Source organism: Rhodanobacter sp. C06, assembly GCF_002001105.1.
In the GTDB taxonomy this organism is placed as follows: Bacteria; Pseudomonadota; Gammaproteobacteria; order Xanthomonadales; family Rhodanobacteraceae; genus Rhodanobacter_A.
In genome coordinates this window covers 109,469-133,780 of sequence record NZ_MUNP01000058.1, presented here as the reverse complement: position 1 = coordinate 133,780, position 24,312 = coordinate 109,469, and the positions used below count along the sequence as shown (strand labels likewise).

Annotated in this window: 14 protein-coding genes and 1 tRNA gene; 3 read left to right on the top strand and 12 right to left on the bottom strand. The window is 68.3% G+C overall.

Annotated elements, in window-relative coordinates; translation table 11 throughout:
- Positions 1 to 326: 326 nt before the first annotated feature.
- Positions 327 to 2,294 (bottom strand): M1 family metallopeptidase, encoded by a 1,968-nt coding sequence (locus B0E52_RS12240; RefSeq protein ID WP_077484116.1) that lies wholly within the window; start codon positions 2,292 to 2,294, stop codon positions 327 to 329.
- 190 nt (positions 2,295 to 2,484) lie between these two features.
- Between B0E52_RS12240 and queF the strand changes: the two genes are divergently transcribed.
- The gene (gene queF / locus B0E52_RS12235) at positions 2,485 to 3,312 is read left to right on the top strand and encodes an NADPH-dependent 7-cyano-7-deazaguanine reductase QueF (protein WP_077484115.1); all 828 of its coding nucleotides are present in this window, start codon (positions 2,485 to 2,487) and stop codon (positions 3,310 to 3,312) included.
- A gap of 102 nt (positions 3,313 to 3,414) precedes the next feature.
- On the top strand, positions 3,415 to 3,990 hold the full coding sequence (locus tag B0E52_RS12230; RefSeq protein ID WP_077484114.1) for a hypothetical protein: 576 nt from the start codon (positions 3,415 to 3,417) through the stop codon (positions 3,988 to 3,990).
- A 42-nt stretch (positions 3,991 to 4,032) separates the two neighbouring features.
- Here B0E52_RS12230 and B0E52_RS12225 read toward each other — a convergent pair whose 3' ends face one another.
- The 5 genes from B0E52_RS12225 to B0E52_RS12205 all read right to left on the bottom strand — a co-directional run bounded on the left by B0E52_RS12225 (position 4,033) and on the right by B0E52_RS12205 (position 10,931).
- Positions 4,033 to 5,070 carry a glycerophosphodiester phosphodiesterase gene (locus B0E52_RS12225; protein WP_077484113.1) on the bottom strand — a complete coding sequence of 346 codons (1,038 nt, stop codon included), beginning with the start codon at positions 5,068 to 5,070 and terminating at the stop codon, positions 4,033 to 4,035.
- Between the two features lie 107 nt (positions 5,071 to 5,177).
- A tRNA-Arg gene (locus tag B0E52_RS12220) sits at positions 5,178 to 5,254 on the bottom strand.
- 315 nt (positions 5,255 to 5,569) lie between these two features.
- Positions 5,570 to 7,468: a M61 family metallopeptidase gene (locus B0E52_RS12215; protein WP_077484112.1), complete on the bottom strand. Its 1,899-nt coding sequence runs from the start codon at positions 7,466 to 7,468 to the stop codon at positions 5,570 to 5,572.
- Between the two features lie 351 nt (positions 7,469 to 7,819).
- Positions 7,820 to 9,745 (bottom strand): M61 family peptidase, encoded by a 1,926-nt coding sequence (locus B0E52_RS12210; protein ID WP_254426784.1) that lies wholly within the window; start codon positions 9,743 to 9,745, stop codon positions 7,820 to 7,822.
- A 169-nt stretch (positions 9,746 to 9,914) separates the two neighbouring features.
- Positions 9,915 to 10,931, bottom strand: a complete 1,017-nt coding sequence (locus B0E52_RS12205; RefSeq protein WP_168174186.1) for a DUF3667 domain-containing protein — start codon at positions 10,929 to 10,931, stop codon at positions 9,915 to 9,917.
- A gap of 224 nt (positions 10,932 to 11,155) precedes the next feature.
- Between B0E52_RS12205 and B0E52_RS12200 the strand changes: the two genes are divergently transcribed.
- A complete protein-coding gene (locus B0E52_RS12200) occupies positions 11,156 to 11,635 on the top strand; it encodes a GNAT family N-acetyltransferase (RefSeq protein ID WP_077484109.1) in 480 nt (159 codons plus the stop codon).
- A 214-nt stretch (positions 11,636 to 11,849) separates the two neighbouring features.
- Here the strand turns inward: B0E52_RS12200 and B0E52_RS12195 are convergent, their stop codons facing one another.
- From B0E52_RS12195 to B0E52_RS12170, 6 genes are all read right to left on the bottom strand, one after another.
- The gene (locus B0E52_RS12195) at positions 11,850 to 13,394 is read right to left on the bottom strand and encodes an amino acid permease (RefSeq protein ID WP_077484108.1); all 1,545 of its coding nucleotides are present in this window, start codon (positions 13,392 to 13,394) and stop codon (positions 11,850 to 11,852) included.
- A gap of 65 nt (positions 13,395 to 13,459) precedes the next feature.
- Positions 13,460 to 14,722 (bottom strand): sterol desaturase family protein, encoded by a 1,263-nt coding sequence (locus B0E52_RS12190; RefSeq protein ID WP_077484107.1) that lies wholly within the window; start codon positions 14,720 to 14,722, stop codon positions 13,460 to 13,462.
- Complete coding sequence (locus B0E52_RS12185; protein ID WP_077484106.1) at positions 14,719 to 15,423, bottom strand: lysoplasmalogenase; 705 nt, start codon at positions 15,421 to 15,423, stop codon at positions 14,719 to 14,721. The genes B0E52_RS12190 and B0E52_RS12185 overlap by 4 nt, the downstream gene beginning before the upstream one ends.
- A gap of 8 nt (positions 15,424 to 15,431) precedes the next feature.
- Positions 15,432 to 17,150: a sulfatase-like hydrolase/transferase gene (locus tag B0E52_RS12180; RefSeq protein WP_077484105.1), complete on the bottom strand. Its 1,719-nt coding sequence runs from the start codon at positions 17,148 to 17,150 to the stop codon at positions 15,432 to 15,434.
- A gap of 241 nt (positions 17,151 to 17,391) precedes the next feature.
- The gene (locus tag B0E52_RS12175) at positions 17,392 to 20,529 is read right to left on the bottom strand and encodes an efflux RND transporter permease subunit (RefSeq protein ID WP_077484104.1); all 3,138 of its coding nucleotides are present in this window, start codon (positions 20,527 to 20,529) and stop codon (positions 17,392 to 17,394) included.
- A gap of 471 nt (positions 20,530 to 21,000) precedes the next feature.
- Positions 21,001 to 24,243: an efflux RND transporter permease subunit gene (locus B0E52_RS12170; protein WP_077484103.1), complete on the bottom strand. Its 3,243-nt coding sequence runs from the start codon at positions 24,241 to 24,243 to the stop codon at positions 21,001 to 21,003.
- Between the last annotated feature and the right edge of the window lie 69 nt (positions 24,244 to 24,312).

The window sequence follows — 24,312 nt, the reverse complement described above, 5'->3', positions numbered from 1 at the left end:
CGTCGACCGATACATACGAGAACATGCCAAGCTGCTGGACGTCGGGGCTGCGCATCGGATCGGGCGGTCAGTGATTGAGAACGTCTATGACCGCGGCGGCGCGCGGAGGTTTCTCAACAGCCTGCTAATCTGACGCCATCAAGAGAAGGGTGAAGCGTGCCATGCCGTGCAGCATGATCGGCAGCCACATTTCGCCCCGTGTGCGCAAGGTATTGGCCTGCCTGGAACTGAAAGGGCTGGACTACGAGATCGACCCGATGCAGCCATTCGTGGGCGACCAAGCCTTCGCGCGCATCAGCCCCTCCAGTGATGTCGGCATCGAAACCTCAAGGCATCGCGTAACTGTTGTTGCTGCGATCCGCATCCGGCAGCTTGTGCTCGGGGTCGAGTTCCAGCTTCGCGATGCGCTTGTTCGTGTCCAGCGTCAGCTTCGGCGTGGCGCTGTAGCGCCAGGTTTCCACTGGCACGCGCATGTCGCGGTGCGTGCCATCGGCGAAGTCCACACGCAGCGTGGCGGGCATCACCAGTTTCTGCTTGCTGACGAGATTCACCACCACGCCCTTGGCCGGGTCCTTGTCCACGTAGCTGGCGCCCGTGATGCCCAGGTCCAGCTGCCAGTTGTGCAGGTACCAGCCGCGCCACCACCACGAGAGGTCCTCGCCCGCCGCGCTGTCCATGAAGCGGAAGAAGTCGGACGGCGTGGGATGGTGGTACGCCCAGGTGCGGATGTAGGCGCGGAACGCGGGATCGAAGCGATCCGGCCTGAGGATCTGCTCGCGCAGCAGGATCAGGCCCAGCGCGCCCTTGAAGTAGGTGAGCGAGTGGCGGTACTTCTCGCTGACCGAGTCGGCGTGCGCCATCAGGGTGGGCGCGTCCGGGTCGGCCAGGAGCGGCAGGATCTCGTCGACCGGGTTGCCGCCCTTGGGCGCGTATTCGCTGTCGCGCTTGGGACCGAACTTGCCGCCCTCGAACGCATCGGAGAAGTACACGTCGATGAAGGTGTTGAAGCCTTCGTCCATGAACGCATGGCGGCGCTCGTTCGAGCCCACGATCATCGGGAACCAGGTGTGGCCGATCTCGTGCGCGGTGATCCAGAACAAGAGCTTGCCACTGTCCTCGTAGCCGTCGAACACGATGCCGGGGTATTCCATGCCGGCGCCGTGACCGCCGAGGTTCACCGCCACCGGCCACGGGTACGGGTACCACTTCGAGGAGAAGTGCTCGACCGCGCCCTTCAGGTATTTGGTGGAGTCGTTCCACTTGTCCGCGCCCACGCCTTCGACCGGATAGATCGACATCGCCAGCGCGTGCTTGCCGTCGGGCAAGTTGATGCGTGCGGCGTCCCACACGAACGCGGGCGAGGCGGCGAAGGCCGCGTCGCGGGTGTGCTCCATGCGGAAGCGCCAGGTGAGCGTGCCGCTGTGCGTGGGCCGCGAGGCCGGATCGTTCACCTCCTCCGGCTTGCGGATGTACACGGTGGTGTCGCTCTTCGCCGCCTCGGCCAAGCGCGCGCGCTCGGTGGCGGTGAGCACCTGCTCGGGGTTCATCAGCTCGCCGGAGCCTTCCACGATCCAGTTCCACGGCACCGTGACCGCATAGTCGATGGTGCCGTATTCGAGGTAGAACTCCTGGCCCAGGTAGGGCAGCGTGTCCCAGCCGCGGATGTCGTCGTATACCGCCATGCGCGGGAACCACTGCGCGATCTCGTAGATGTCGCCGTTCTTCGTCGGCGTCACCGCGGTGCGCCCGCCCCAGGTGCCGGGCACGGTGTAGTGGTAGCGGATGTGCAGCTTGAGCTGGCCACCCTTGGCCTTGAGCGCCGTCGGCAGATCCACCCGCAGGCGGGTGTCGTCCACCAGGTAATGCACCGGCTTGCCGTCCACTTCCACCGCATCGAGCTGGTAGCCGTCGGTGGACTGGCCGGGTTTCTTCGGCCACGGCGAGGTGAGCGCGCCGCGCGAATCGCTCTTGTAGATGTTCTGGTCCAGCTGCAGCCACAGCTCGTCCAGCGCGTCCGGGCTGTGGTTGGTGTAGGCGATCGTTTCCTCGCCGGCCAAACTGTGCGTGGCCGGGTCGATGCGCGCCTTGATGTCGTAGTCGGCGCGGTTCTGCCAGAACGCGGCACCCGGCTTGCCCGCGCCGTCGCGAATCGCGTTGGCCGGGTGCGGCAGGGTCAGCGGCGCGAACAGCACCTGCGGATCGAAGGCGGAAGCCTTGTCCTGGGCATGCAGCGGCGCGCACAGGGCGATGGCGGCTAGCGTGGCGGCGGCGCAAGCCGGGAGCGGGTTCTTCATCGGGTGTCTTCGGCGTGGGGAGGCCTGCCCACTATAGGAAGCGCGCCGCGCCGGCGGATAGGCCAGAAGTCACCATGGCGCCGTAGGCCGGGATTCATCCCGACACGCCGACAAAACCCTGTCGGGATGAATCCCGACCCACGGTGTTGTTGCTGCCCGCGCGACGGTCTCCACCGCCTAGAATGTGCGCATGAGCACGCCCGACCATTCCCCGCTCGGCAAGTCCACCGCCTACGCCGACCGCTACGACCCCACGCTGCTGTTCCCGATCCCCCGCGCGGCCAAACGCGCCGAGATCGGGGTGGGCACACCGCTGCCGTTCCACGGTACCGACATCTGGAACGCCTACGAGCTGTCGTGGCTGGACATGCACGGCAAGCCGCAGCTGGCGGTGGCCGAGTTCCGCGTGCCGGCGAGCACGCCGAACATCATCGAATCGAAGTCGTTCAAGCTCTACTTGAACGGTTTCGCGCAGGAGCCGCTGGCCAGCGCCGCCGCGCTGCGCGCCCTGCTGCAGCAGGACCTCACCACCGCCGCGGGCGACGTGGTGGAGGTAGTCCTGCACCCCGCGCGTTGCGCCGCGCATGCCTTCGCCGACCTCGAAGGCGAGTCCATCGACGCCCTGCCCGTCGCGATCGACGACTACGGCCCACCCAAGGCCGACTACCTGCACGCCGACACGAACGCCCCAGTGGTCGAGGAGAGCCTGGTCTCCGACCTGCTGCGCTCGAACTGCCCGGTCACCGGCCAGCCCGACTGGGGCAGCGTGCGGATCGCCTACCGCGGCGCGCCGATCGATCGTGAGGGCCTCTTGCGTTACCTGGTCTCCTTCCGCACGCACAGCGAGTTCCACGAGCAATGCGTGGAACGCATCTTCATGGACCTCACCGCGCGCTGCGCGCCCGAGCGGCTCAGCGTGTACGCGCGCTACACCCGCCGCGGCGGACTGGACATCAACCCGTTCCGCAGCAGCGTGCCGGGCAACCATCCCGGCAACCCACGCGGCGCGCGGCAATGACCCCCGGTAACCGGCGCTTCAGACCCGGCGTACTAGCCTCGGCCTGACTCGCCTGCAACGGCCTCGCGCCCGGCGCGACACCGCGGCCACCGGGATACCGCCATGCACCGTCTCGCCCCCACGCTCGTCCTGTGCTGCGCCGTCGCGCTGCTGTGCGGTTGCCACCGGCACGACAGCACGCCGGCCGAACCGGCTGCGGGCACACCCGAGGCGGCGCCCATCGCGGCGCACAGCAGCAACAAGCCGGCTCCCGCCAGCCACACCGCGCCGGCGGCGCCCGCCACCACGCCCGCACCAGCCGCCAGCACCGCCAAGCCTGCCGCGAGCGACGACAGCTTCCGCGTCGCCACCCTCACCCTGGGCAGCGCGATCGATGCCGGCTACGCGGTGACCGCGCCCGCCACCCGCTTCACCGCCGACACGCCGGTGATCTACGCCAGCGTCGCCACCACCGGCCGCACCGCCAGCGCGACGCTTGACGCGCGCTGGCGCTACCTGGAAGGCCAGGGCGTGCTGGTCAACGAACTCAGCCAGACCGTCGCCGCCGACGGCCCCGCCGTCACCACGTTCAAGGTGCAGAACCCCAATCGCTGGCCCGCCGGCAAGTACAGCGTGGAGATCACGCTGGACGGCAAACCGGTGGCAAAGCAGGGCTTCGAGATCCAGGGCAAGAAGTGAGGGGCGGGTAGCGCGCTTGGCTATCGCTTTTCCCCTCGTTGCTCACGCCCCGCTTCCGTCCACTGCCCGCCGCCCCAGCGCGGGATCGTCGGTGAAGAACGCATCCACGCCGGCATCGAGCAAGGCGCGCATTTCGGCCACGCTTCCCGCCTCGTTGCGCCGCGCCGGATCGTCGCCCGCGCGCAGCGCCGGCGGCAGGAAGGCGTTCTCCGGCCGCAACGTGTACGGATGCACCTCCAGCCCCGCCGCATGCGCATCGCGCACCAGCGCCGTGGGCGCCGCGAGGCCGCCATCGGCCGCAAGCGGCAGGATCGCCCGCGTCGACGGCCCGATGGCATCGGCATACGCGGCAATGTCGCGCAGGGCCGCCGGCGTCGTCATCGCCGCGTAATCCAGCGCACCGTTCGCGGCCACGACGTCGAACGGCTGCTCCCGCGGCTCGCCCAGCAGCTGCAGCAGGCGCACGTTCGCCATGCCGCGCCGCTTCCGCTCGCCATCGAGATACCGGAGGTTGCCGACCTCGAACGACTGGATCTCCACCGGCGCCGTGCGCGTGTATGCGTGTGCAGCCAGCGCAGCGAGCAGCGCGTCTTCCATCGGCAAGCCGATGTTGCGGAAATACGTGCCGTGCTTGATCTCGGGGATGATGCCCACCGTGCGCCCGCACGCCGCGGCCAGCGCCACGATCTCGGCGAACGTCGCCACCGGATACAGCCCGTCGTGCGACGCGACGCGCAGCGCCGGAAGCCGCTCGCGCGCCCGCAGCGTCTTCAGCTCGGCGAGCGTGAAGTCCTCGGTGAACCAGCCTTCCGTCGCCACGCCGTCGACGGTTTTCGTCGTGCGACGCGACGCGAATTTCGCGTGCGTCGCCACGTCGGTGGTGCCGGAAATCTCGTTCTCGTGCCGCGACACCAGCACGCCGTCGCGCGTCATCACCAGATCCGGTTCGATGAAATCCGCGCCGTCCGCGATCGCCCGCGCATACGCCGCCAGCGTGTGCTCGGGCAGGTGCGCACTGGCGCCGCGGTGGGCGATCACTTGCACGCGTGCGGCCAGCGGTTTTTCGATCACGGTGGGCATGCCCGCACCCAAGAGCGGCGATGTCGCAGCATAGGCGCGACGGCGTCGGAAAGCGGTCAAACGCAGCTTTCCGGCAGGAAATCACGGCCGAAAACAACCGAGAGGAATGGCGCGCCCGGAGGGATTCGAACCCCCGACCAATGGCTTCGGAAGCCACTACTCTATCCGGCTGAGCTACGGGCGCGTGGTGCTGCGAGGCCGCGCACGGAGCGTTGCGATCCGCGGCGGACGGGCAGTATAGCGGAGATGGCGGGGATCGCCCATGCGGGGCTTGCGCGTGCGCCCGGCGAAGAATTCCCACTCCCCTGAGCTTGCTCGGGGGAGAGGGTTGGGGTGAGGGGGCGCATTTGGCTGGACGGAACGCCAGGGCAAAAGCGCCCCCTCACCCTGCCTTTTCCCCCAACGGTGTTGCTGTTGGGGGAGAGGGGAAACTTCGGCTGTCGCGAGCTTGCCCCCTCACCCCAGCCCTCTCCCCCGTTCCGGGGGAGAGGGGGTTTCTTCAGCGGGCCTTGAACAGCGTGGTGAGCGTGTCGGGCTTGCTGGTGTCGCGCACCAGGTGCGGGTACTTCAGGCCATCGTGGTAGTCGATGCGGATGGTCTTGTACTCGTCGAAGTTCTTCACCAGCAGTTCGATCGGCTGGCTCTTGTCCTTCGCGGCGGCGGTGACGGCGTCCTTCAGCGCGTCGGGGTCGTAGTCGTGGCCGTTGACGGCGACGACGGTCATGCTGGGGGCGAGGCCGGCCTTGAACGCGGGGCCATCCCACAGCACGTCGCCGATCTGGCCGCCCTTGCCCACCGACACGCCCAGCGAGTAGGTGAGCTCGGCGACATGGCGGCGGGCCTCGAACGCCTTCACCGCGGCGCTGGGCTGGTCGGTGTAGACCAGTTTCCAGCCATGCGCCTCGAAACCGCCGGTGATCGGGCCGTGGCCGTCCAGTCGCGTGCGCAGGTAGCTGGCCCAGTCGTACGGAGCGATGGCGTTCAGCGTCTTCACCACGTCGTCGAAGGTGTAGGTGTTGGTGACGAAGCTGCCGTTGTCCATGCCGAAGAAGTCCTTGGCAAAGTCGTCGATGCTCTTCTTGCCATGGCTCAGGTCACGCAGCTTGCCGTCCACGTCCAGCCAGATCAGCTGGCCGGCCGAGTAGTAGTCCTCGCTGCCCTGGTAGTTGCGGTAGGGCAGCGGCGCACGCTGGGCGATGATCGGGTCGTTGGTGGTGTCCTGCACGTTGCGCCAGCTGGCGAGGCCGGGGCGGCCCTTGTCGTAGGTGGCGGCCACGAAGGCCCACATGTCGTGCGCCTGCTCGGTATCCCACAGGCCCGAGCGCGAGGCCATCACCTGGCCCCAGAACTGGGTCTGGCCCTCGTACACCCACAGCAGCGAATCCTGCATCGGCACGTTGAAGTTCGGCGTCCACAGGTCGGCCGGGCGGCGGTACTTGCCGTCCCAGGAGTGGTTGAACTCGTGCGAGAACAGGTCGCGGCCCAGCGCGTTCTTCTTCCACTCGGTGAAGAAGTCGGCCGAGGTGCCGTCCTCGCTGGACTGGTGGTGCTCCAGGCCGTTGCCGCTCATCTTGTCGCTGAGCGAGACGAGGAAGTCGTAGTGGTCGTAGTGGTGCGCGCCGTACAGCTTGTACATCTGCTGCACCAGCTCGCGGAACGGCTTGATCTGCTCGGGCTTGATCTCGAGGTACTTCGGCGCGTCGGCCACGATGTCCATGTGCACCGCGGTCTTCGCGCCCGGATCGAGGTCGATGCGCTTGAAGTACTGGCCGGCGTAGATCGGCGAATCCACCAGGGTGTTGTAGGTGGTGGGCTTGAAGTGCACGGTGTCGCCGTCGCGCGAGGCCACTTCCAGCGCGCTGCCGAACTGCCAGCCGGCGGGGAACTTCACGCTGGCCTCGGTCTTGATTTGGCGGGTGTAGTAGCCGGCCGGATACACCGAGTTCGCGTTCCACTGCAGGTTGAGCATTTCCGGCGTCATCACCACGCGGCCTTCGCGGGTGTTCTGCGGCGAGAGGTACTGGAAGTCCACTTCCACGTTGCCGGCGCCCTGCGGCACCTCGACGTGGAACGCGAACACGTTGAGCGGATCGCGCGTCCACGGCAGCACCTTGCCGTTCGCCTTCACCACCAGGCCGGCGAACTTGTCGATCGGGCCGCTGGGCGAGTGGTTGCCCGGCAGCCACTGCGGGTACAGCAGGGTCAGCGGGCCGGGCTGCGCGGGCACCACTTCGTGCACGCGGAACACGCGGTGCGCGAGGTCGGTGGCGTCCACGCTGATCTGCAGCGTGCCCGGGTAGGCCACGTCCTGCGGCGGCGGCACATCGGCGATGGCGTTGAGGCTGACCAGGCCGAAGGCGCTGGCGACGATGGCGGAGGCGAGGCGGGTGGCTTTCATGGATTCTCCCTTGGGCAACGGCCCGCGCAGCGAGATGGGCGGCGGGCAAGGCTTCGATGCTAGACCGGCCGCGGGGTGGGCTCCCCTGCCAGAGGTCATGCGCGCGCACCATGCGCACAGGTGCGGAACGACGAACAAGATCGAACGCGATGGTGCCTGCCGAGTGGCAGAGCCCCTCCTTCTTGCCTGCGCCCGCGTCCCGGGCCAGCGAGCCGATGCGCCCCAGCGCGTCGCCCGAAAGCTCGTCATCCCGGCGCAGGCCGGGATCCAGTCACCATGTGGCTCGGACGGACCTTGCCGTCACTGGATCCCAGCCTGCGCCGAGATGACACCGCGTAAAGTTGCGCGACGTTACTTGCGCGGCGCCGCGATCGCGCCGAGCAGATCCTTGCCGCCGGCGCGTTCCAGGTGCGGGTAGCGCAGGCCGCCGTGGTAGTCGATCTTCGCGGTGCTGTAGATGTCGACGTTCTTCACCAGCAGCTCGATCGGCGCGTTGCCGGTCTTGGCCGCGGTGATCGCGTCCTTCAGCGCATCGGGCGAGTAGTCCTTGCCGTCCACCGCCACGATGGTGAGGCCCGGCACCAGGCCGGCCTTGAACGCGGGACCGTTCCACTGCACGTCGTAGATGTTGCCGGTCTTCGACGCGGACAGGCCGATCGAGGCGGCGAGGTTGACGCCGTGGCGGATGCCCTCCATCGCCTTGGTCTCGGCGTTCGGCTGGTCGGTGTAGACCAGCTTCCAGCCGCCCCGCGTGATGCCGTGCTCGGGCAGTTCCGCACCGGTGTAGTCCAGCCGCGCGCGCAGGAACTTCGCCCAGTCGAACGGCTGCACCTGGTTCAATGTGTTCACCACGTCGTCGAAGGTATAGGTCTTGGTGACGTAGCTGCCGTTTTCCATGCCGTAGAACGCGTGCGCGAAATCGTCCAACGAATGCTTGCCGCCCGAGAGTTCGCGGATCTTGGTGTCCACGTCCAGCCACAGCAGCTGGCCTTCCGGATAGAAGTCGGTGCCGCGACGCCAGTTGGCCCAGCCGCCGCCGCCGTAGTAGGTGAGCGGCGCGGCGTCGGCGGTGTCCTGCAGCGAGCGCCAGGCACGGCCGGTGCGCTCGCTCATCGAGGCGTCGATGTTCGCCATCGTGTCGCGGAACTGCGCGGGCGACCACAGGCCGGCGCGCGCGGTGAGTACGCTGCACCAGTAATCGGTGAGACCCTCGTACACCCACAACAGGTCGTCCTGCATCTTCACGTTGAAGTTCGGCGTCCACAGGTCGGCGGGGCGGCGGAACTTGCCGTTCCACGAATGCACGAACTCGTGCGGCATCAGGCTGGCCGCCAGCGTGTGCATGTCGTCGTTGGTGAAGAAGTCGGCCGGCAGGCGGTCGTCGCTGGACTGGTGGTGCTCAAGCCCGAAGTGGCCGGTGTGGTCGGACAGCGTGAGCAGGAAGTCGTAGTGGTCGTAGTGGTGCGCGCCGAACAGCAGGTTGGTCTGCGTCACCACCGCGCGCTGCTGCTCCAGCTGCTTGGCGGTGAGCTTGACGTCCTTCGCGCCGTCGCCCACCACGTTGAGGTGCACCGGCACCTTCGCGCCCGGCGCGAGGTCCACGCGATCGAAGTGCTCGCCCGCGATCAGCGGCGAATCGACGAAGTTGTTGAAGCTCACCGGCTTGAACTGCACCGTGCTCCCGTTCTGGTTCTGCACCTGCAGCGCCGTGCCGAACTTCCAGCCCGCGGGCAACTGCACGGTCGGCTGGATCTGGATCTGCCGCGAGTAGTAGCCGGCCGGGTAGAACGCCACCTGGTTGAACTCGACGTCCACCAGGTTCGGCGTGGACGAGGCGCTGGCGCCGAACAGGCTGCCCTCGCCGTCGCCCGGCGAGAGGAACTGGAAGGAGAGGTCGAGCTGGCTCACGCCTTCGGGCACGTCCAGGTGAATCGCGAACATGTCGCGCAGGTCGCGGCGCCACGCCAGCTGCTTGCCGTTCGCGGTGATGATCAGCCCCGCCACGTTCTGGATCGGGCCGGACGGCGCGTGTTCGCCGGGAATCCACTCCGGATACAGCAAGGTGAATTCGCCCGGCTTCACCGGGATCGTCTCGTGCACGCGGAACATCCGCTTCGCCGCGTCGGTGAGGTCGACGTTCACCGTGAGCTGGCCGGGATACGGCGTGTCTTGCGGCGCGGCACGGCGGGCATCCTGCGCGGTGGCGGCGACGGACAGCGAAAGCGCTCCGACCACCGCGGCGGCGATCAGGCTGGAACGGAAGGCAGGACGGTTCACGGGTAACTCCGGGCAGGTACCGGCCCACGCGGGAACCGCGCTGCCGGCAGGAACGCGTCGTTCGTCGTGGCGGCGAGCGGCGGCTGACCGGGCGATGGTAGATCGCGACATGCGTGCAGCACCCTGCCAGAGGTCACGCGCGAACGGCGCACGATTTTGCGGCACCGGCTCAATGCAGCGCGTATACGGTCACGAAGAACAGCAGCAGGCGATAAAGCTGCAACAACCAGAACAGGCCGGCCAGCATCCACGCAGACAGGATCGCACAGCCGATGCGCGGGTAGCAGAGGTAGGCACGCAGCGCGCGATACACATAGATCGCCACCAGCACGGCGAGCGCCATGCTTGCATACGAGTCGCTCTGCAGGATCGCGGGTATACGTCCATCCAGAAGCCATTGCGACACCCGGGTCGCGCCTGTCACCAGCCACCCGAACAGCAGCAAGATCAGCAGCAGGCCGCTCCACAGATGGGTCGCGAAGATCAGCAGTTCCGGCAGGCCACGGCGCAACGGCGCCAGCGTCAGCCAGAGCAGGCACGCCAGCATGGGCACGAGCGCGACCACCAAGGCACGCGACAGCGTCTCGGTGCGCTCGTCGAACCGCTCCTGGTAGCGATAAACCGCTTCCAGTGCGGCCGGGTGGCGACTGGCGGCAACACCCTTCTCCTCATCGGCCTTCCGCTCGGCGGCCGAGGCGGCGCGACCCGCAAGGACCGCGGCACGTTCCGATCCGTACAGCGCCCAATAGTCCGCCATCACCTCGGCCTTCTCCGTCGCCGAAACCTGCGGACCAAGCGCCTTGTCCAACACCAGCATCTGCTTTGTCTGCTGCAGCGGCGACACGCTCATCTGTGTCTCCAGCGCCGTGGAGAATGTGTTCAAGGTCGTCAGCAGGAAGTACAGCAGGTTCACCGCAAAGAACAGCGCCACCGGCCGCGCATACGGCACGCGCCGCCCGCGGAAGTATTCGCGCGTCAACTCACCCGGCTTGAGCAGCAGCGTGCGCAGCGAGACGAGCAGACGGCCCTCGCCGTGCGAGAACGCCTCGAACCACTCGCCCACGATGTGCCGCAGCGTGTGTTCGTCCGGATGCAGCCGACGCTCGCCGCACTGCGCGCAGTACTCGCCGCCCAGCGGCGCGGCGCAGTTCGCGCAGGCCGTTGCCTGGCCCGAAAGCCCCGCCATTTCCTGCATGCCCAGCCCTCCCGCGCTGCCCGGATCGGCGGATCATGCCTCGGCATGCAGACCCGGCGCATGTGCATGCCTCGCTTGTGCACCACAGCTTGCACACCACATCCTCCGAAGCCGCCGATGCGAAACCCTGTGCAGCGCCATTTCGCGTCCGGGCTGTCCGACCCATCGGCACATGACTAGACTCGCGGCACGCCCCGGGAAGCACGACCGCCGCCATGGACATACGCCTCGACACGCTGGACCGTCCGCAGGTGCTGGCCCTGCTGCGTGAGCATCTCGACTCGCTCGCCACCACGGCACCAGCCGAAAGCCGTCACGCGCTGAACCTCGACGGCTTGCGCGGGCCGGACGTCACGTTCTGGTGCGTGTGGGATGGTCCGGTGCTGGCCGGCTTCGGCGCGCTGAAGCAACTGGATCCGCTGCATGGCGAGATCAAGTCCATGCGCACTGCGTCCACCCATCTGCGCCGTGGCGTCGCCTCGCGCATGCTGCAGCACCTGATCGATGAAGCGGCGAGCCGCGGCTATGCACGGCTGAGCCTGGAAACCGGGGCGATGGCGTTCTTCGAGCCGGCACGGCGCCTGTATGCCGCGTTCGGCTTCGTGCCCTGCGCACCGTTCGGCGAATATCGGCCCGATCCGAACAGCGTGTTCATGACCAAGCGCATCGGCGCGATGGCCGATCACCGGGCCTGACCCTCGCAGCGGCGATCACGCGGGATTCTGCTGCGCGGCGCAGGCAATGCGTCGGCGACGACCTGCTGCGGAAAGCCCACGCGCGCCAGCAGGCGGATGGCGCGAAGTAGCCGGTGGACATCCATGCCTCCTGAAACCCGCAACCTGGCGCGCAGGAGCGGCTTCAGCCGCGACCGCAGATCGAATCGCGGCTGAAGCCGCTCCTACGCCACGCCTACAGCCGTTCGCCGTCGAGCTTGCTGTGACGGATGCCGTAGCCGAAGTAGATCAGGCAACCCAGCGCCATCCAGATCACGAAGCGCTCGAAGGTGATCGCGGGCAGGCCGCCGATGCGCTGCCAGCCGTTGGCGTCGAGCCACGGCACGCCGAAGATCAGCAGCAGCGAGAACGCCACGCCCAGCGGCGCCAGCACGGCGATCCACGGCATGCGGAAGCTGCGCGGCAGCTGCGGCTTGCGGATGCGCAGCACCAGCACCGCGGTGCAGATGATGATGAAGGCGCTGAGCGTGCCGATGTTGACCAGCTCGGCCACCTCGCCGATCGGCAGCAGGCCGGCCACGACCGCGGTGAACACGCCGAGGATCAGCGTGGGGCGCGCCGGCGTGCCGAAGCGCGGACTCACCTTGGCGAACCACGCCGGCAGCAGGCCGTCGCGCGCCAGCGCGAACCAGATGCGCGCCGCGCCCAGCATGAAGGCGAACAGCACGCTGGTGACGCCCACCACCGCGGCCACCGCGATGGCGATGGAAACCCAGTGCAGGCCGATCGCCTCGAACGCCTGCGACACCGAGGCGTCGCCGCTCAGGTTGCTGTAGTGGGTGATGCCGGTGAGCACCAGCGACACCGCGATGTACAGCACCATCGCCACCGCCAGCGACAGCAGCACCGCGCGCGGCAGGTCGCGCTGCGGATGCTTGGCCTCCTCCGCCGCGGTGGTCAGCGTGTCGTAGCCGAACACCGCGAAGAACACCACGCTGGCGCCGGTGAGCACGCCGGCCCAGCCGAAGTGGCCCACGCCTTGCGCGTCGAACGTGCGCGTCGGGATGAACGGCTGCCAGTTCGCGCTGTGGATGAAGAACGCGCCCACGCCGATCACCAGCAGCACGCCGAGCACCTTGATCGCCACGATCGCGGTGTTGAAGCGCGCGCCCCATTCCATGCGCACGGTGAGCAGCAGCGCCACCGCCAGCGACACGCCGGCGGCGATCACGTTGAAGCGGTGGCCGTCGCTGGGCGCGGCGACCGCCGTGCCATGCACGCCGAAGAGCTGCTGCAGATAGTAGTGCATGGTCTGCGCGCTCATGCTCTGCTGCGCCCATTCCGGCAGGTGCACGCCCGCCGAGGCCAAGAGCACCTGCACGTAGCCCGACCAGCCGATCGCCACCACCGCGACCACCAGCGCGTATTCCAGCAGCAGGTCCCAGCCGATGATCCAGGCCACGAACTCGCCCAGCACCGCGTAGCCGTAGGTGTAGGCGCTGCCGGTCACCGGGATCAGCCCGGCGAACTCGGCATAGCACAGCGCGGCGCAGGCGCTGCCCGCGCCCGCGATCAGGAAGGACAGCGCCACCGCGGGGCCGGCGTTCGCCGCCGCCTGCTGGCCGGCCAGCACGAAGATGCCCACGCCGATGATGCCGCCGATGCCGATCGCGGTGAGCTGCCATAGGCCCAGCACGCGGCGGAAATCGCCGCGCTGCCCCGCCTCGCTCTGCAACTGTTCGACGGACTTGTGGCGGAGCATTCGGCTCAAAAAACGCATGGGCTCATTCCTGCGGGCAACCGGCGGATCATAGCGAATCGCCGCCAGAGGTCATGGGCCAGCGGTCATGCACTCGCCGCGCCGCGATGCGCCAGGTGCCCGCCTCGGCGCAGCCACGGCAGCGCCAAGGCGCTGGCGCCGAACACCAGCGCGAAGGCCGACGCGATCCGGACATCCAGGTGCGCCACACCGAACCAGCGGTGCTGGACCAGCGGCAGCACGGCCATCGCCAGCACGCGCAGGCCCTCGGCCCACCACGCCCAGCGCCGGCCTTCCATCAGGGCGCCCAGCACGCACAGGCCGGCCACCTGCCACGCCGCGTAGAGCAGCAGCTCGGGCCAGGCGACGTGCCCGGCCATGCCGAGGAACTGGGTGACCATGCCCAGCAGCAGCGCGAACTGCAGCAGCACGTAGAGCTTGAGCGGCGCCGCCAGCGGCGGGTCGTAGCGCTCCGCGGGCATCGCGAAGGCCGGTCTGGGAAAGCGTGCCGCCACGTCGGCGGGGCGCCAGCCCGGAGGCTTCAACCACACCAGCAGCTTGTCGCGCCAACGGCGCGCGTGCCACGCGTCCTGCGCGGTGCGCCAGTACACCTCGGCGTTCGCCCACAGGGGATTCCAGCTGCGCAGTGGCGCGCGCGTGCCGTACACCGGCGGCTCGGCGGCGTCCTCCTCCACGAAACTGCCGAACAGGCGGTCCCACACGATCAGGATGCCGCCGTAGTTGCGGTCGAGGTAGCGGTCGTTCACCGCGTGGTGGGCGCGATGGTTGGACGGCGAGCAGAACACGCGGTCGAACCAGCCCAGCCGGCCGATCTGCTCGGTGTGCACCCAGAACTGGTACAGCAGGTCGACCAGCGCCACCACCACGAACACCTCGACCGGCACGCCGAGGATCGCCAGCGGCAGGTAGAAGATCCAGCCCAGCAGCGCGCCGCTGCCGGTCTGGCGCAGCGCGGTGCTGAGGTTGTAGCGCTCGCTCTGGTGGTGCACCACGTGGGCGGCCCACAGGATGTTCACCTCGTGGCCCATGCGGTGCAGCCAGTAGTAGCAGAGGTCGTAGCCCAGCAAGGCGCCCAGCCACACCGGCACGCTGTCGGCGGGCAGCTCGAACAACGCCAGGTGCTGCGCGCACCATGCATAGATGCCGATCGTCAGCAGCTTGCTGAACACCGCCACCAGCTGCGAGATCGCGCCCAGGCCGATGCTGTTGATCGCATCGTTGCCGGCATAGGCATCGTGGCCGCGCAGCTTCGCCACCAGCAGCTCGATGCCGATCAGCAGGAAGAACACCGGCGTCGCCCAGGTGATGATGAGTTCCTGCGTGTTCATGCCGCCTCGCGTTCGACCGGTACGCCCTGCACCGAGCGGGCGATCCACCACAACGCCAGATAGTACGCCGCCAGCACCCACAGGCTGGCCAGCGGCACGGGGCCGCGGAAGCGGTCCCAGGCCAGCACGCTGTCGCTCAGCATGAACACCAGCGCGCCGCGCGCGGCCAGCTGCGCGGCCGCATCCGCGCGCCGCATCCGCATCCGCGCCCAGGCCTGCCCGCCCATCGTCGCCAGCACCGCCACGTAGACGATCACCGGCACGCGCAGCGACGCATCGATCGCGTTCCACAGCAGGGCGAGGTTCGCCGCGCCCCAGGCCAGGCACGCCACGAGCGGCCACGCCGGCGCGGCGAAGCGGCTGTCGCCGAGAAACGCCGCGATCAAGCAGGCGTGCGCGAACAGGAACGCCACCAGCCCCGGCACGAACAGGTCGCCCGGCAGCATCAGGAAGACGTCGCCCGCCAGCGAGCAGGCGATGCCGGCGAGTATCCAGCGGCGATAGCGCGGCGACGATGCCGGCCGTGCCCGCCACGCCAGCGCGAGAATCAGCACCGTGGCGAGCGGCTTGCCGACCCAGTGCAGCCACACCCAGCCGGGGGCCTCCCGCGCCAGCAGCGCGCCCGCGATCGCGGCGCCGGCCGCCGCCAGCGTGGCCGCGGCGAGCAGGCGCGGGTACGGCGCGGCGCGGCGTCCGGACATGCGGCGCGCTACTCGTACACGTGCAGCCGCCGGAAGATCCAGGCGTAGTAGGACGCCAGCAGCGCCCTGTCCGGGCAGTCGTCGAAGCGCCCCTGGCAGCGTTCGCGCAAGGTGGTGGCGGCGGAGAAATAGGGATCCGCGGGCAGACCGGCGGCCTGCAGCACCATGGTCGGCAGGAAGGCGATGTCGAGCGCGGGATAGCCGGGCAGCGGCGGCCCGGCGAAGTTGCTCTTGATCATGTAGTAGGTGAGGAAATCGCGCTCCGGCACCAGCGCGGGCGGCAGCGTGCGCGCCAGCGGCCGGATCAGGCCGTCGAAGGACGGCTGGTGGTCGCCGAAGTGCACCAGCACGGTGGGCTGCTCGCGGTCGAGGAAATCGTTCTCCAGTCCCTGCATCGCCACGTCGGAATCGTGCAGGCGCCACAGGTAGGTGTCGAAATCCAGCGCGCTCTCGTCCTTGCCGGACAGACCCTGCACCATGTTGCGCCAGGGCGGCGGCAGCTTCGCCATCGGGTTGTCGTCGTGCGGACCGTGCTGGTTGATCGTGAGTATCATCACGAACACCGGCTGGCCCGGCTTCTTCACATTGTCGTACACGCGCTTGGCCGCGGCGAACATCTGCGCGTCGGTCTCCTCCCATTCGTCCAGCCCCAGCTCCTCCGCGCCGTACAGATGGTCGAAGCCATAGGCGCGATACGCGTCGCGGCCGTTGAGGAAATCGCTGTTGGTGGGATAGATCGCGATGGTGAGGTAACCCAACCGGCGCAGCAGGTCGGGCAACGTGTCGTGCACGTGCGGCGCCAGCACGAACGGCGCGTACATGCCGCCCGCGCCGAAGATGTCCTGCGGCAGGCCGGTATGCACGGCGAACTCGCTGACCCACGTACCGCCGCCCCATGTGTGCGTGCGCAACAGGCCGGTGCCGCGCGTGCGCGCGTCCGTCTGGAACAGCGCGAACTTGCAGCCCGGCACGTCGCAGGCGGCGAAGATCGAGGGGTCGAAGGTGCTTTCCTCCAGTACCTGCACGATGTCCGGATACGGCGCCGGCCACGTGCCGGGCCGGCCGCTCGCGGTGGCATCCCACTCGCGCTGCGCCGTGCCGTCGTCGGACATCGCCGGCACCTTCACGCCGGCGTCGTTGAGGTTGATGAAGAAGTTGGTGAGCTGGGCGTCGTCGGAGAGCTTGTCCCAGACGTTCCGGTCGTGCAGCCCGGCGAACGGCCCCTCCGGCAGCAGGCAGGCGCGGAACGCCACGACGCACAGCAACATGCCGACCACACGCCAAGCCACCCCGCTCCAGCCATGTCGCCGCGCGAACAGCGGGCGGTCCAGCCGCCACGCCAGCACCAGCAGCAGCGGCACCAGCAGCAGCACGCCCGCGGCCAGCAGGTACAGGTGCGGGTAATGGCGCAACGTGGCGACCAGGCTGGAGCGCGCGTAGTAGACGAAGTCCGCCGGCATCAGCGCCGTTTCGAGATACGTCTCCTTGAGGTTGGAGATGAAACGCAGCGCGAGGAACAGGCCGCCACCCAGCAGCAGCGAAAAGGCGAGGCGCACGGTGGCGCACAGCAGCGCAGCGGCGACGAACAGCAGCAGCACCAGCACGAACAGCTTCTGCAAGGGCTCCGGTTCCGGCCACACCGTCGCCCAGGCGCAGGCCGCGAAGGCCAGCACGGCGCATGCCCGCACCACGCCGCTGCGCGTGAAACGCGACGGAAACCGAACCATGCTGCATGCCCCCTGATGGCAATCCGGCGGACGCCGGGCTGTCATCTTACGGGGATGGGCGCGTTTGCGCGTGGGGATGGCAGCTGCGCGTTCAGCCGGGTAATCGCATCGACGCCACGCGGCACCGTTCCTGGTACAGGAGCGTGGCGATCTCTTTCGCACGGGACAAGGCGATTCTGGTCGCCTGCCGCAACGCGCTTTCCCCCTCTCCCACTCGCGGGAGAGGGGCGGCAAGAGCCGCTCAGCCTGGCAGCCGCACCGGCTCTGCGCGCCGACCGCGGCGCTTTTCGGCGCGCCGCGCACGCCACGCCTTGAAGCGTGCCCCCAGGCAAGAGAACACCACGTACAGCGCCGGCGTCGAGAGCAAGGTGAGGCTTTGCGAGATCAGCAGGCCGCCGATCAGCGCGATGCCGAGCGGGCGGCGCAGCTCGCTGCCTTCGCCCAGGCCGATGGCGATCGGCAGCGCGGCGAGGATCGCGACCATGGTGGTCATCATGATCGGGCGGAAACGCACCAGGCACGCCTCGTGCGCGGCCTCCAGCGGGCTCCTGCCGTGCTCGCGCTCGGCCACCAGGGCGAAGTCGATCATCATGATCGCGTTCTTCTTGACGATGCCGATCAGCAGCACCAGCGCGATCTGCGCCACCACCGAGAGTTCCGTATTGGTGAGCCACAGCGCCATCAGCGCGCCCACGCCCGCCGCCGGCAGGGTGGACAGGATGGTCACCGGATGGATCAGGTTCTCGTACAGCATGCCCAGCACGATGTAGACGGTGAGCACCGCGGCCAGCACCAGCCACAGCATGCCGCCCTGCAAGTCGCGGAAGCGGCGGAAGTCGCCACCGAGGTTGAGCTTGATGTCGCCGGGCATGCGCATGTTCGTCACGGTGGCCTGGATGATCGCCATCGCCTCGCCCATGCTAACGCCGGGCGCGAGGTTGAAGCTGAGATCCATCGTGGTGTACTGGTTCTGGTGGGTGATCGACGACGGCGCCAGCCCCGGCACCTGCTTCGCGATCGCGGTGAGCGGCACCATCTTGCCCCCGCTGGAACGCACGTAGACCTGGTTCAGCGCGTCCGGCGTGGCGGTCTGGTTCGGCAGCGCGTTGACCACGACCTTGTACTGGTTGATGTCCGAGTAGATGGTGGACACCTGGCGCTGGCCGAAGGCGTCGTACAGCGCGCCATCGATCGCGCCGATCGATACGCCGAGGCGCGCCGCGGTAGCGCGGTCGATCACGATGTTCTGGCGCAGGCCGCCCTCGTCCACGTCGCTGCCCACGTCCTGCAGCTTCGGATTCTTCTTCAACTCGGCCACCAGCTTCGGCAGCCACAGCTCCAGTTCGGCGAGGTCGTTGCCCTGCAGGCCGATCTGGTACTGCGCGCCCTGGCTGGTGCCGCCGCCGCTGGCGCTGGGCAGGTCCTGCAGCGGACGCAGGCGCAGGTTGAGGTCGGGGTACTTCGCCGCCTTGGCGGTCAGTCGCGCCAGCACCGCGAAGGTGTCGTCCTTGCGGCCTTCGGAGCGGGTCTTGAGGTCGATGTTGAACGAGCCGCTGGCGCCCTGCCGGCTGGTGCCCAAGCGGGTGCCCACGGTGGCCACGTCCGGGTCGGACATCAGCATGTGGGTGAGGCGCTGCATGCGCTGCTCGCTCTGCCCGAACGAGACGGTGGCGCTGGAGGTGGCGCGGCCCCAGATCAGGCCGGTGTCCTGCGCCGGGAACAGGCCGCTCTTCACCACGCCGAACAGGAAGAACGTGATGACGATCAGCACCAGCGGGGTCAGCGAGAAGGCCAGCGCGTGGCGCAGCGAGAAGTTCAGCGCGCGGCTGTAGACCGCCAGCATGCCGGCGTGGAAGCGGTCCAGCGCGCGGCCCAACCGCGACGGCTCGGCCGCCTCCGCATGGCCGTTGAGGAAGCGCCCGCACAACGCCGGGGTGAGCGTGAGCGACACCAGCGCCGACATCACGATGGCGGACACCAGGGTCACCGCGAAGTCGTGCATGAACATGCCGGTGTAGCCGCCGGCGAACAGCAGCGGGATGAACACCGCGATCAGCGAGGCGGTGATCGAGACGATGGTGAAGCCGATCTCCTTCGCGCCGGCCAGTGTCGCCTCCATGCGCGTCATGCCGGCGTCGATGTGGCGGATGATGTTCTCGATCACCACGATCGCGTCGTCGACCACGAAACCGATCGCGATCACCAGCGCGAGCAGGGTGAGGTTGTTCAGCGTGTAACCGAGGATGTACATCACGATGAAACCGCCGGCCAGCGACAGCGGCACCGTCAGCGCGGCGATCAGGGTGGGCGCCAGCCGGCGCAGGAACAGCGCCATCGTCAGCACCACCATCGCCAGCGAGATCAGCAGCGTGGCCTGTACCTCGTGCAGCGAGGCGCGGATCGTCGGCGTGTCGTCGAAGAACGGCGTCATCACCGTGCCCGGCTGCAGGTAATTGCGCAGCAGCGGCAGCTGGGCGCGCACCTCGTCCACCGTGGCGATCACGTTCGCGTCGGCCTTCTTGTACACGTACATCAGGATCGCCGGCTTGCCCTGGAACCAGGCCGCCTGGTAGGCGTCCTGGGTGCCGGCGTAGACGCGCGCCACGTCGGACAGCCGCACCGGCGTACCGCCCTTCATCGCGATGACCAGCTTCGCGAAGTCGTCGGCGGTGTGCAGCTGGGCGGTGGCGCTGATCGCCATGGTGGTCTTGCCGTTGGACAGGAAGCCCTCCGGCGAGGTGACGTTGGCGGCGACCAGCGCGTTGCGCAAGTCGTCCGGCGAGATGCCCATCGCGTTCAGCGCGCGCAGGTTCACGTCCACGCGGATCGCCGGCGTGGCGGCGCCGGCGATGTCCACCGAGGAAACACCCTTCAGCTGGCGCAGGCGCTGCGCCAGCAAGGTGTCGGCCACGTTGTAGAGTTCCGCCGCCGACTGCGTGGTCGAGGTCAGCGCGATCGCGATGATCGGGTCGTCGTTCGGGTTCGCCTTCTCGTAACTCGGCGTGCCATTGAGCCCGGTGGGCAAGTCGGGCTGCGCGGCGTTGATCGCGGCCTGCACGTCGCGTGCGGCGGAGTCCAGGTTCACGCCGCTGTTGAACATCATGAAGACGAAGGTGCTGCCTTCGGAGCTGTGCGAGTTCATCGTCTCGATGCCCGGCACCTGGCCCAGGTGGCGCTCCAGCGGCGCGGCCACGGTGGCGGCCATGGTCGAGGCGTCCGCGCCGGCCTGGCTGGCCTGCACGAAGATCGCGGGGAACTGCATGTTCGGCAGCGCCGACACGCCTAGCAGCAGGTAGCAGATCAGGCCGGCCACGAACACGCCGATCGCCAGCAGCGAGGTGCCGATCGGGCGGCGGATGAAGGCGCCGGAGATGTTCATGCCCGGAACCCGTGGCGGGGCGGCGTGGAAAAGCGGGTGGCAATGTTGCGAATCATGTCATGCTCAACGTGCACGCGGCGAAACGGTTGATCGTTTCGCCGCGCTGGATGCGACACCGCCGCGCGGTGCCAGGTGGCGTACGCCCAGAGCCTGTTTACGGTCTCCGAATGGTCCGCGCCGGGAGCTGTTTGCGCGCAGGCCAAGGAAGAACGAGGGCACGCGGGGAGAGTCCATGGATGGACTCGGCTTTGAGGCGCGAGGAGTGGACGTCTGTCCACGATCGAGTGATGACGCCGGGATGTGGGCAAACAGCCCCGGCCCCGGAATTGATGGGTGCAGGGGTTGCCTTGCCGTGGCCGCCATGCGGCAGCGCGCGGCTTGGCCTGCCAGCAGGCAGGCGCTGCGCCACGCGCCACCACCTGACGGCCACGGCAAGGCAACGCGGGCCATACGGAGACCGTAAACAGGCTCTCAATGCGCCGTACCGTCGGCCTGGGCGCGGGCCAGCAGGCGACGCTCGCGGCGCGCGTGCAGCCAATCCTGGAAGCGCTCCATGTACAGGTAGATCACCGGCGTGGTGTATAGCGTCACCAGCTGCGAGAGCAGCAGGCCGCCCACGATGGACACGCCCAGCGGCCGGCGCAACTCGGCGCCGATGCCGCTGCCCAGAGCCAGAGGCAAGGCGCCCAGCATCGCCGCCGCGGTGGTCATCATGATCGGGCGGAAGCGCAGCAGGCAGGCGCGGTGGATCGCGTCGCGCGCATTCATGCCCTTGCGCTGCGCCTCGATCGCGAAGTCGATCATCATGATCGCGTTCTTCTTCACGATGCCGATCAAGAGCACGATGCCCACGATGCCGTCCACCGACAAGTCCATGCCGAACAGGATCAGCGCGAGAAGCGCGCCCACGCCGGCCGGCGGCAGGGTGGAGATGATCGTCAGCGGGTGGATGTAGCTCTCGTACAGCACGCCCAGCACGATGTAGATCACCACGATCGCGGCCAGCAGCAGCAGCACCTCGTCACCGAGGCTGTTGGAGAACTCCGCCGCCTTGCCGATGAACTCCCCGCGCACCGTGGGCGGGAATGCCAGCTGCGCCTCGACCTGGTGGATCGCCGACACCGCGTCGGACAGCGAGTAGCCCGGCGCCACGTTGAACGACAGCGTCACCGCCGGCAGCTGCTGCTGGTGGCTGATCACCAGCGGCGCGCTGGTGACCTTGGCGCTGACCAGCGAGGACAGCGGGATGGTGCCGCCGCCGCCGATCTGGAAACCCACGTTGCCGGTGTTGCCGATGCCGGACGGCGTGGCCGAGTTGCTGGACTTCAGCTGGCCGAAGCTGGTGGCGGTCGAACCGGTCAGCGCGCCGTTGCCGTTGCCGCGCACGGTGAGCTGGTCGAGCAGCGCGGTGGTGGTGCGGAACTGCGGCGCCACTTCCATCACCACGCGGTACTGGTTGAGCTGGGTGAAGATGGTGGAGATCTGGCGCTGGCCGAACGCGTCGTACAGCGTGTCGTCGATGGTCTGTACCGGCACGCCGAGGCGGCTGGCCTTCTCGCGGTCGATGGTGAGCTTGAGCGCGTTGCCTTGGTCGGCAAGGTTGTTGTCCACGTCGGCCAGCTCGGCCCGCTGGCGTAGCGCCTGGGTCATCTCGGTGGCGTACTTCGACAGCTCGTCGGTGTTGGTGTCGGACAGCGCGTACTGGTACTCGGTGGCGGAGACGCGGCTGTCCAGCGTCACGTCCTGCACCGGCTTGAGGTACAGCGCCACGCCGGGGATGCCGGCCACCGCCTGCTGCAGACGCGGCAGGATCTTGTCCAGACCGTCGCGCTGGCCGCGGTCCTTGAGCACGATCGACAGCTGGCCCTGGTTGAGCGTGGGATTGATCGTGCCGGCACCGATGAACGCCGCCACGCCGGCCACCGCCGGATCCTTGCGCAGCGCCTCGGCGACCGCCTTGGTGCGCTGCTCCATCGCCGGGAACGCCACGTTCTGGTCGGCCTGCACCACGCCGGTAATCATGCCGGTGTCCTGCTCGGGCAGCAGGCCCTTGGGGATCGCGATGTACAGGAACACGGTCAGCGCCACGGTGGCGGCGGCGACCAGGATCATCAGCTTCTGGTGGTCCAGCACCCAGTCCAGCGAATGCTCGTACAAGCCCACGGTGCGCGACCACACGGTGCGCTTGCCGGCGGCGAGGTGGCGCTCGTGCGCGTCCTCGCCCTCGGGCAGCTGGTCGGGTTTCAGCAGGTAGGCGCACATCATCGGCGTCAGCGTCAACGACACCAGCATCGAGATCGCCACCGCGATGGTCAGCACCCAGGCGAACTCGTGGAACAGGCGGCCGGTGACGCCCGGCATCAGCAGCAGCGGCAGGAACACCGCGATCAGCGACACGGTCAGCGACAGCACGGTGAAGCCGATCTCCTTCGCGCCCAGCTCGGCCGCCTCCTTGCCGTCTTTGCCCTGCTCGATGTAGCGCACGATGTTCTCGATCATCACGATCGCATCGTCCACCACGAAGCCGGTGGCCACGGTGAGCGCCATCAGCGAGAGATTGTCCAGCGACATGCTGGTGAAACTCATCACGCCGAACGTGCCGAGCAGCGACAGCGGCACCGCCACGGACGGAATCACCGTGGCCCACAGCCGGCGCAAGAACACGAAGATCACCGCCACCACGAGGAAGATGGTCAGCAGCAGGGTGAACTCGACATCCTCGACCGAGGCGCGGATCGTGATGGTGCGGTCGGCGAACACGTCGAGGTGCACGTCGGCCGGCAGCGCGGCGCGCAGCTCGGGCAGGATCGCGCGGATCTGCTGCACGGTCTGCACGATGTTCGCGCCGGGCTGGCGACGGATGTCGAGCAGCACCGCGGGCTTGCCGTTGGCCCAGGCGGCGAGCTGGTCGTTCTCGACGCCGTCGACCACCTTGGCCACGTCGGAGAGCATCACCGGCGCGTTGTTCTTGTAGCTGATGATGGTGCTCTGGTACTCGGCGGCATCCTTCAGCTGGTCGTTGGTGCCGATCGAGTAGCTCTGTGTCTTGCCGTTCAGCGTGCCCTTCGGCGCGTTGACGTTGGCCTGGGTGAGCGCGCTGCGCACGTCCTCGAGGGTGAGGCCGAGGTTGGAGAGCTGCGCCGGGTTCATCTGCACGCGCACCGCGGGGCGCACGTTGCCCGCGATCGAGACCAGGCCCACGCCCGGCACCTGCGACAGCTTCTGCGCGAGGATCGAGTCGGCGTAGTCGTTGACGTCGCGCAGCGGCCGGCTGTCGGACTGCAGCGAAAGCGTGAGGATGGGCGCGTCGGCCGGGTTCACGCGGTTGTACACCGGCGGGTACGGCAGGTTGCTGGGCAGCACGCCGCGCGCCTGGTTGATCGCGGCCTGCACGTCCTGCGCGGCCACGTCGATGTCGCGATTCATCGAGAACTGCAGGATGATCGTGGACAGGCCCGCGGAGGAGTCCGAGCTCATCATGGTGAGGCCGGAGATCTGCCCCAGCTGGCGCTCCAGCGGGGTGGTGACCAGCACCGCCATGGTGCTGGCGCTGGCGCCCGGATACTGGGTGGTGACCACCAGGCTGGGCGCCTCGATCTCGGGCAGCGCCGACACCGGCAGCTGGCGGTAACCCAGGATGCCGAGCAGCAGGATCGCCACCATCAGCAGCGAGGTGGCGATCGGGCGGCGGATGAAGAGCGTCGAGAATCCCATGGGTGTCCGTGCGGCTGTCTGGATGGCGTCCTGCTCGCCGGCGATTGGCACCGGGAGGTGATGCGTGAT

Bases quoted from the DNA above. Each gene is read 5' to 3' on its own strand.
- B0E52_RS12195 (WP_077484108.1), bottom strand. From the start codon at position 13,394: ATGCGTTTTTTGAGCCGAATGCTCCGCCACAAGTCCGTCGAACAGTTG.
- B0E52_RS12225 (WP_077484113.1), bottom strand. From the start codon at position 5,070: ATGCCCACCGTGATCGAAAAACCGCTGGCCGCACGCGTGCAAGTGATC.
- B0E52_RS12200 (WP_077484109.1), top strand. From the start codon at position 11,156: ATGGACATACGCCTCGACACGCTGGACCGTCCGCAGGTGCTGGCCCTG.
- B0E52_RS12185 (WP_077484106.1), bottom strand. From the start codon at position 15,423: ATGTCCGGACGCCGCGCCGCGCCGTACCCGCGCCTGCTCGCCGCGGCC.
- B0E52_RS12180 (WP_077484105.1), bottom strand. From the start codon at position 17,150: ATGGTTCGGTTTCCGTCGCGTTTCACGCGCAGCGGCGTGGTGCGGGCA.
- B0E52_RS12240 (WP_077484116.1), bottom strand. From the start codon at position 2,294: ATGAAGAACCCGCTCCCGGCTTGCGCCGCCGCCACGCTAGCCGCCATC.
- B0E52_RS12175 (WP_077484104.1), bottom strand. From the start codon at position 20,529: ATGAACATCTCCGGCGCCTTCATCCGCCGCCCGATCGGCACCTCGCTG.
- B0E52_RS12215 (WP_077484112.1), bottom strand. From the start codon at position 7,468: ATGAAAGCCACCCGCCTCGCCTCCGCCATCGTCGCCAGCGCCTTCGGC.
- B0E52_RS12190 (WP_077484107.1), bottom strand. From the start codon at position 14,722: ATGAACACGCAGGAACTCATCATCACCTGGGCGACGCCGGTGTTCTTC.
- B0E52_RS12230 (WP_077484114.1), top strand. From the start codon at position 3,415: ATGCACCGTCTCGCCCCCACGCTCGTCCTGTGCTGCGCCGTCGCGCTG.
- B0E52_RS12170 (WP_077484103.1), bottom strand. From the start codon at position 24,243: ATGGGATTCTCGACGCTCTTCATCCGCCGCCCGATCGCCACCTCGCTG.
- queF (WP_077484115.1), top strand. From the start codon at position 2,485: ATGAGCACGCCCGACCATTCCCCGCTCGGCAAGTCCACCGCCTACGCC.
- B0E52_RS12205 (WP_168174186.1), bottom strand. From the start codon at position 10,931: ATGGCGGGGCTTTCGGGCCAGGCAACGGCCTGCGCGAACTGCGCCGCG.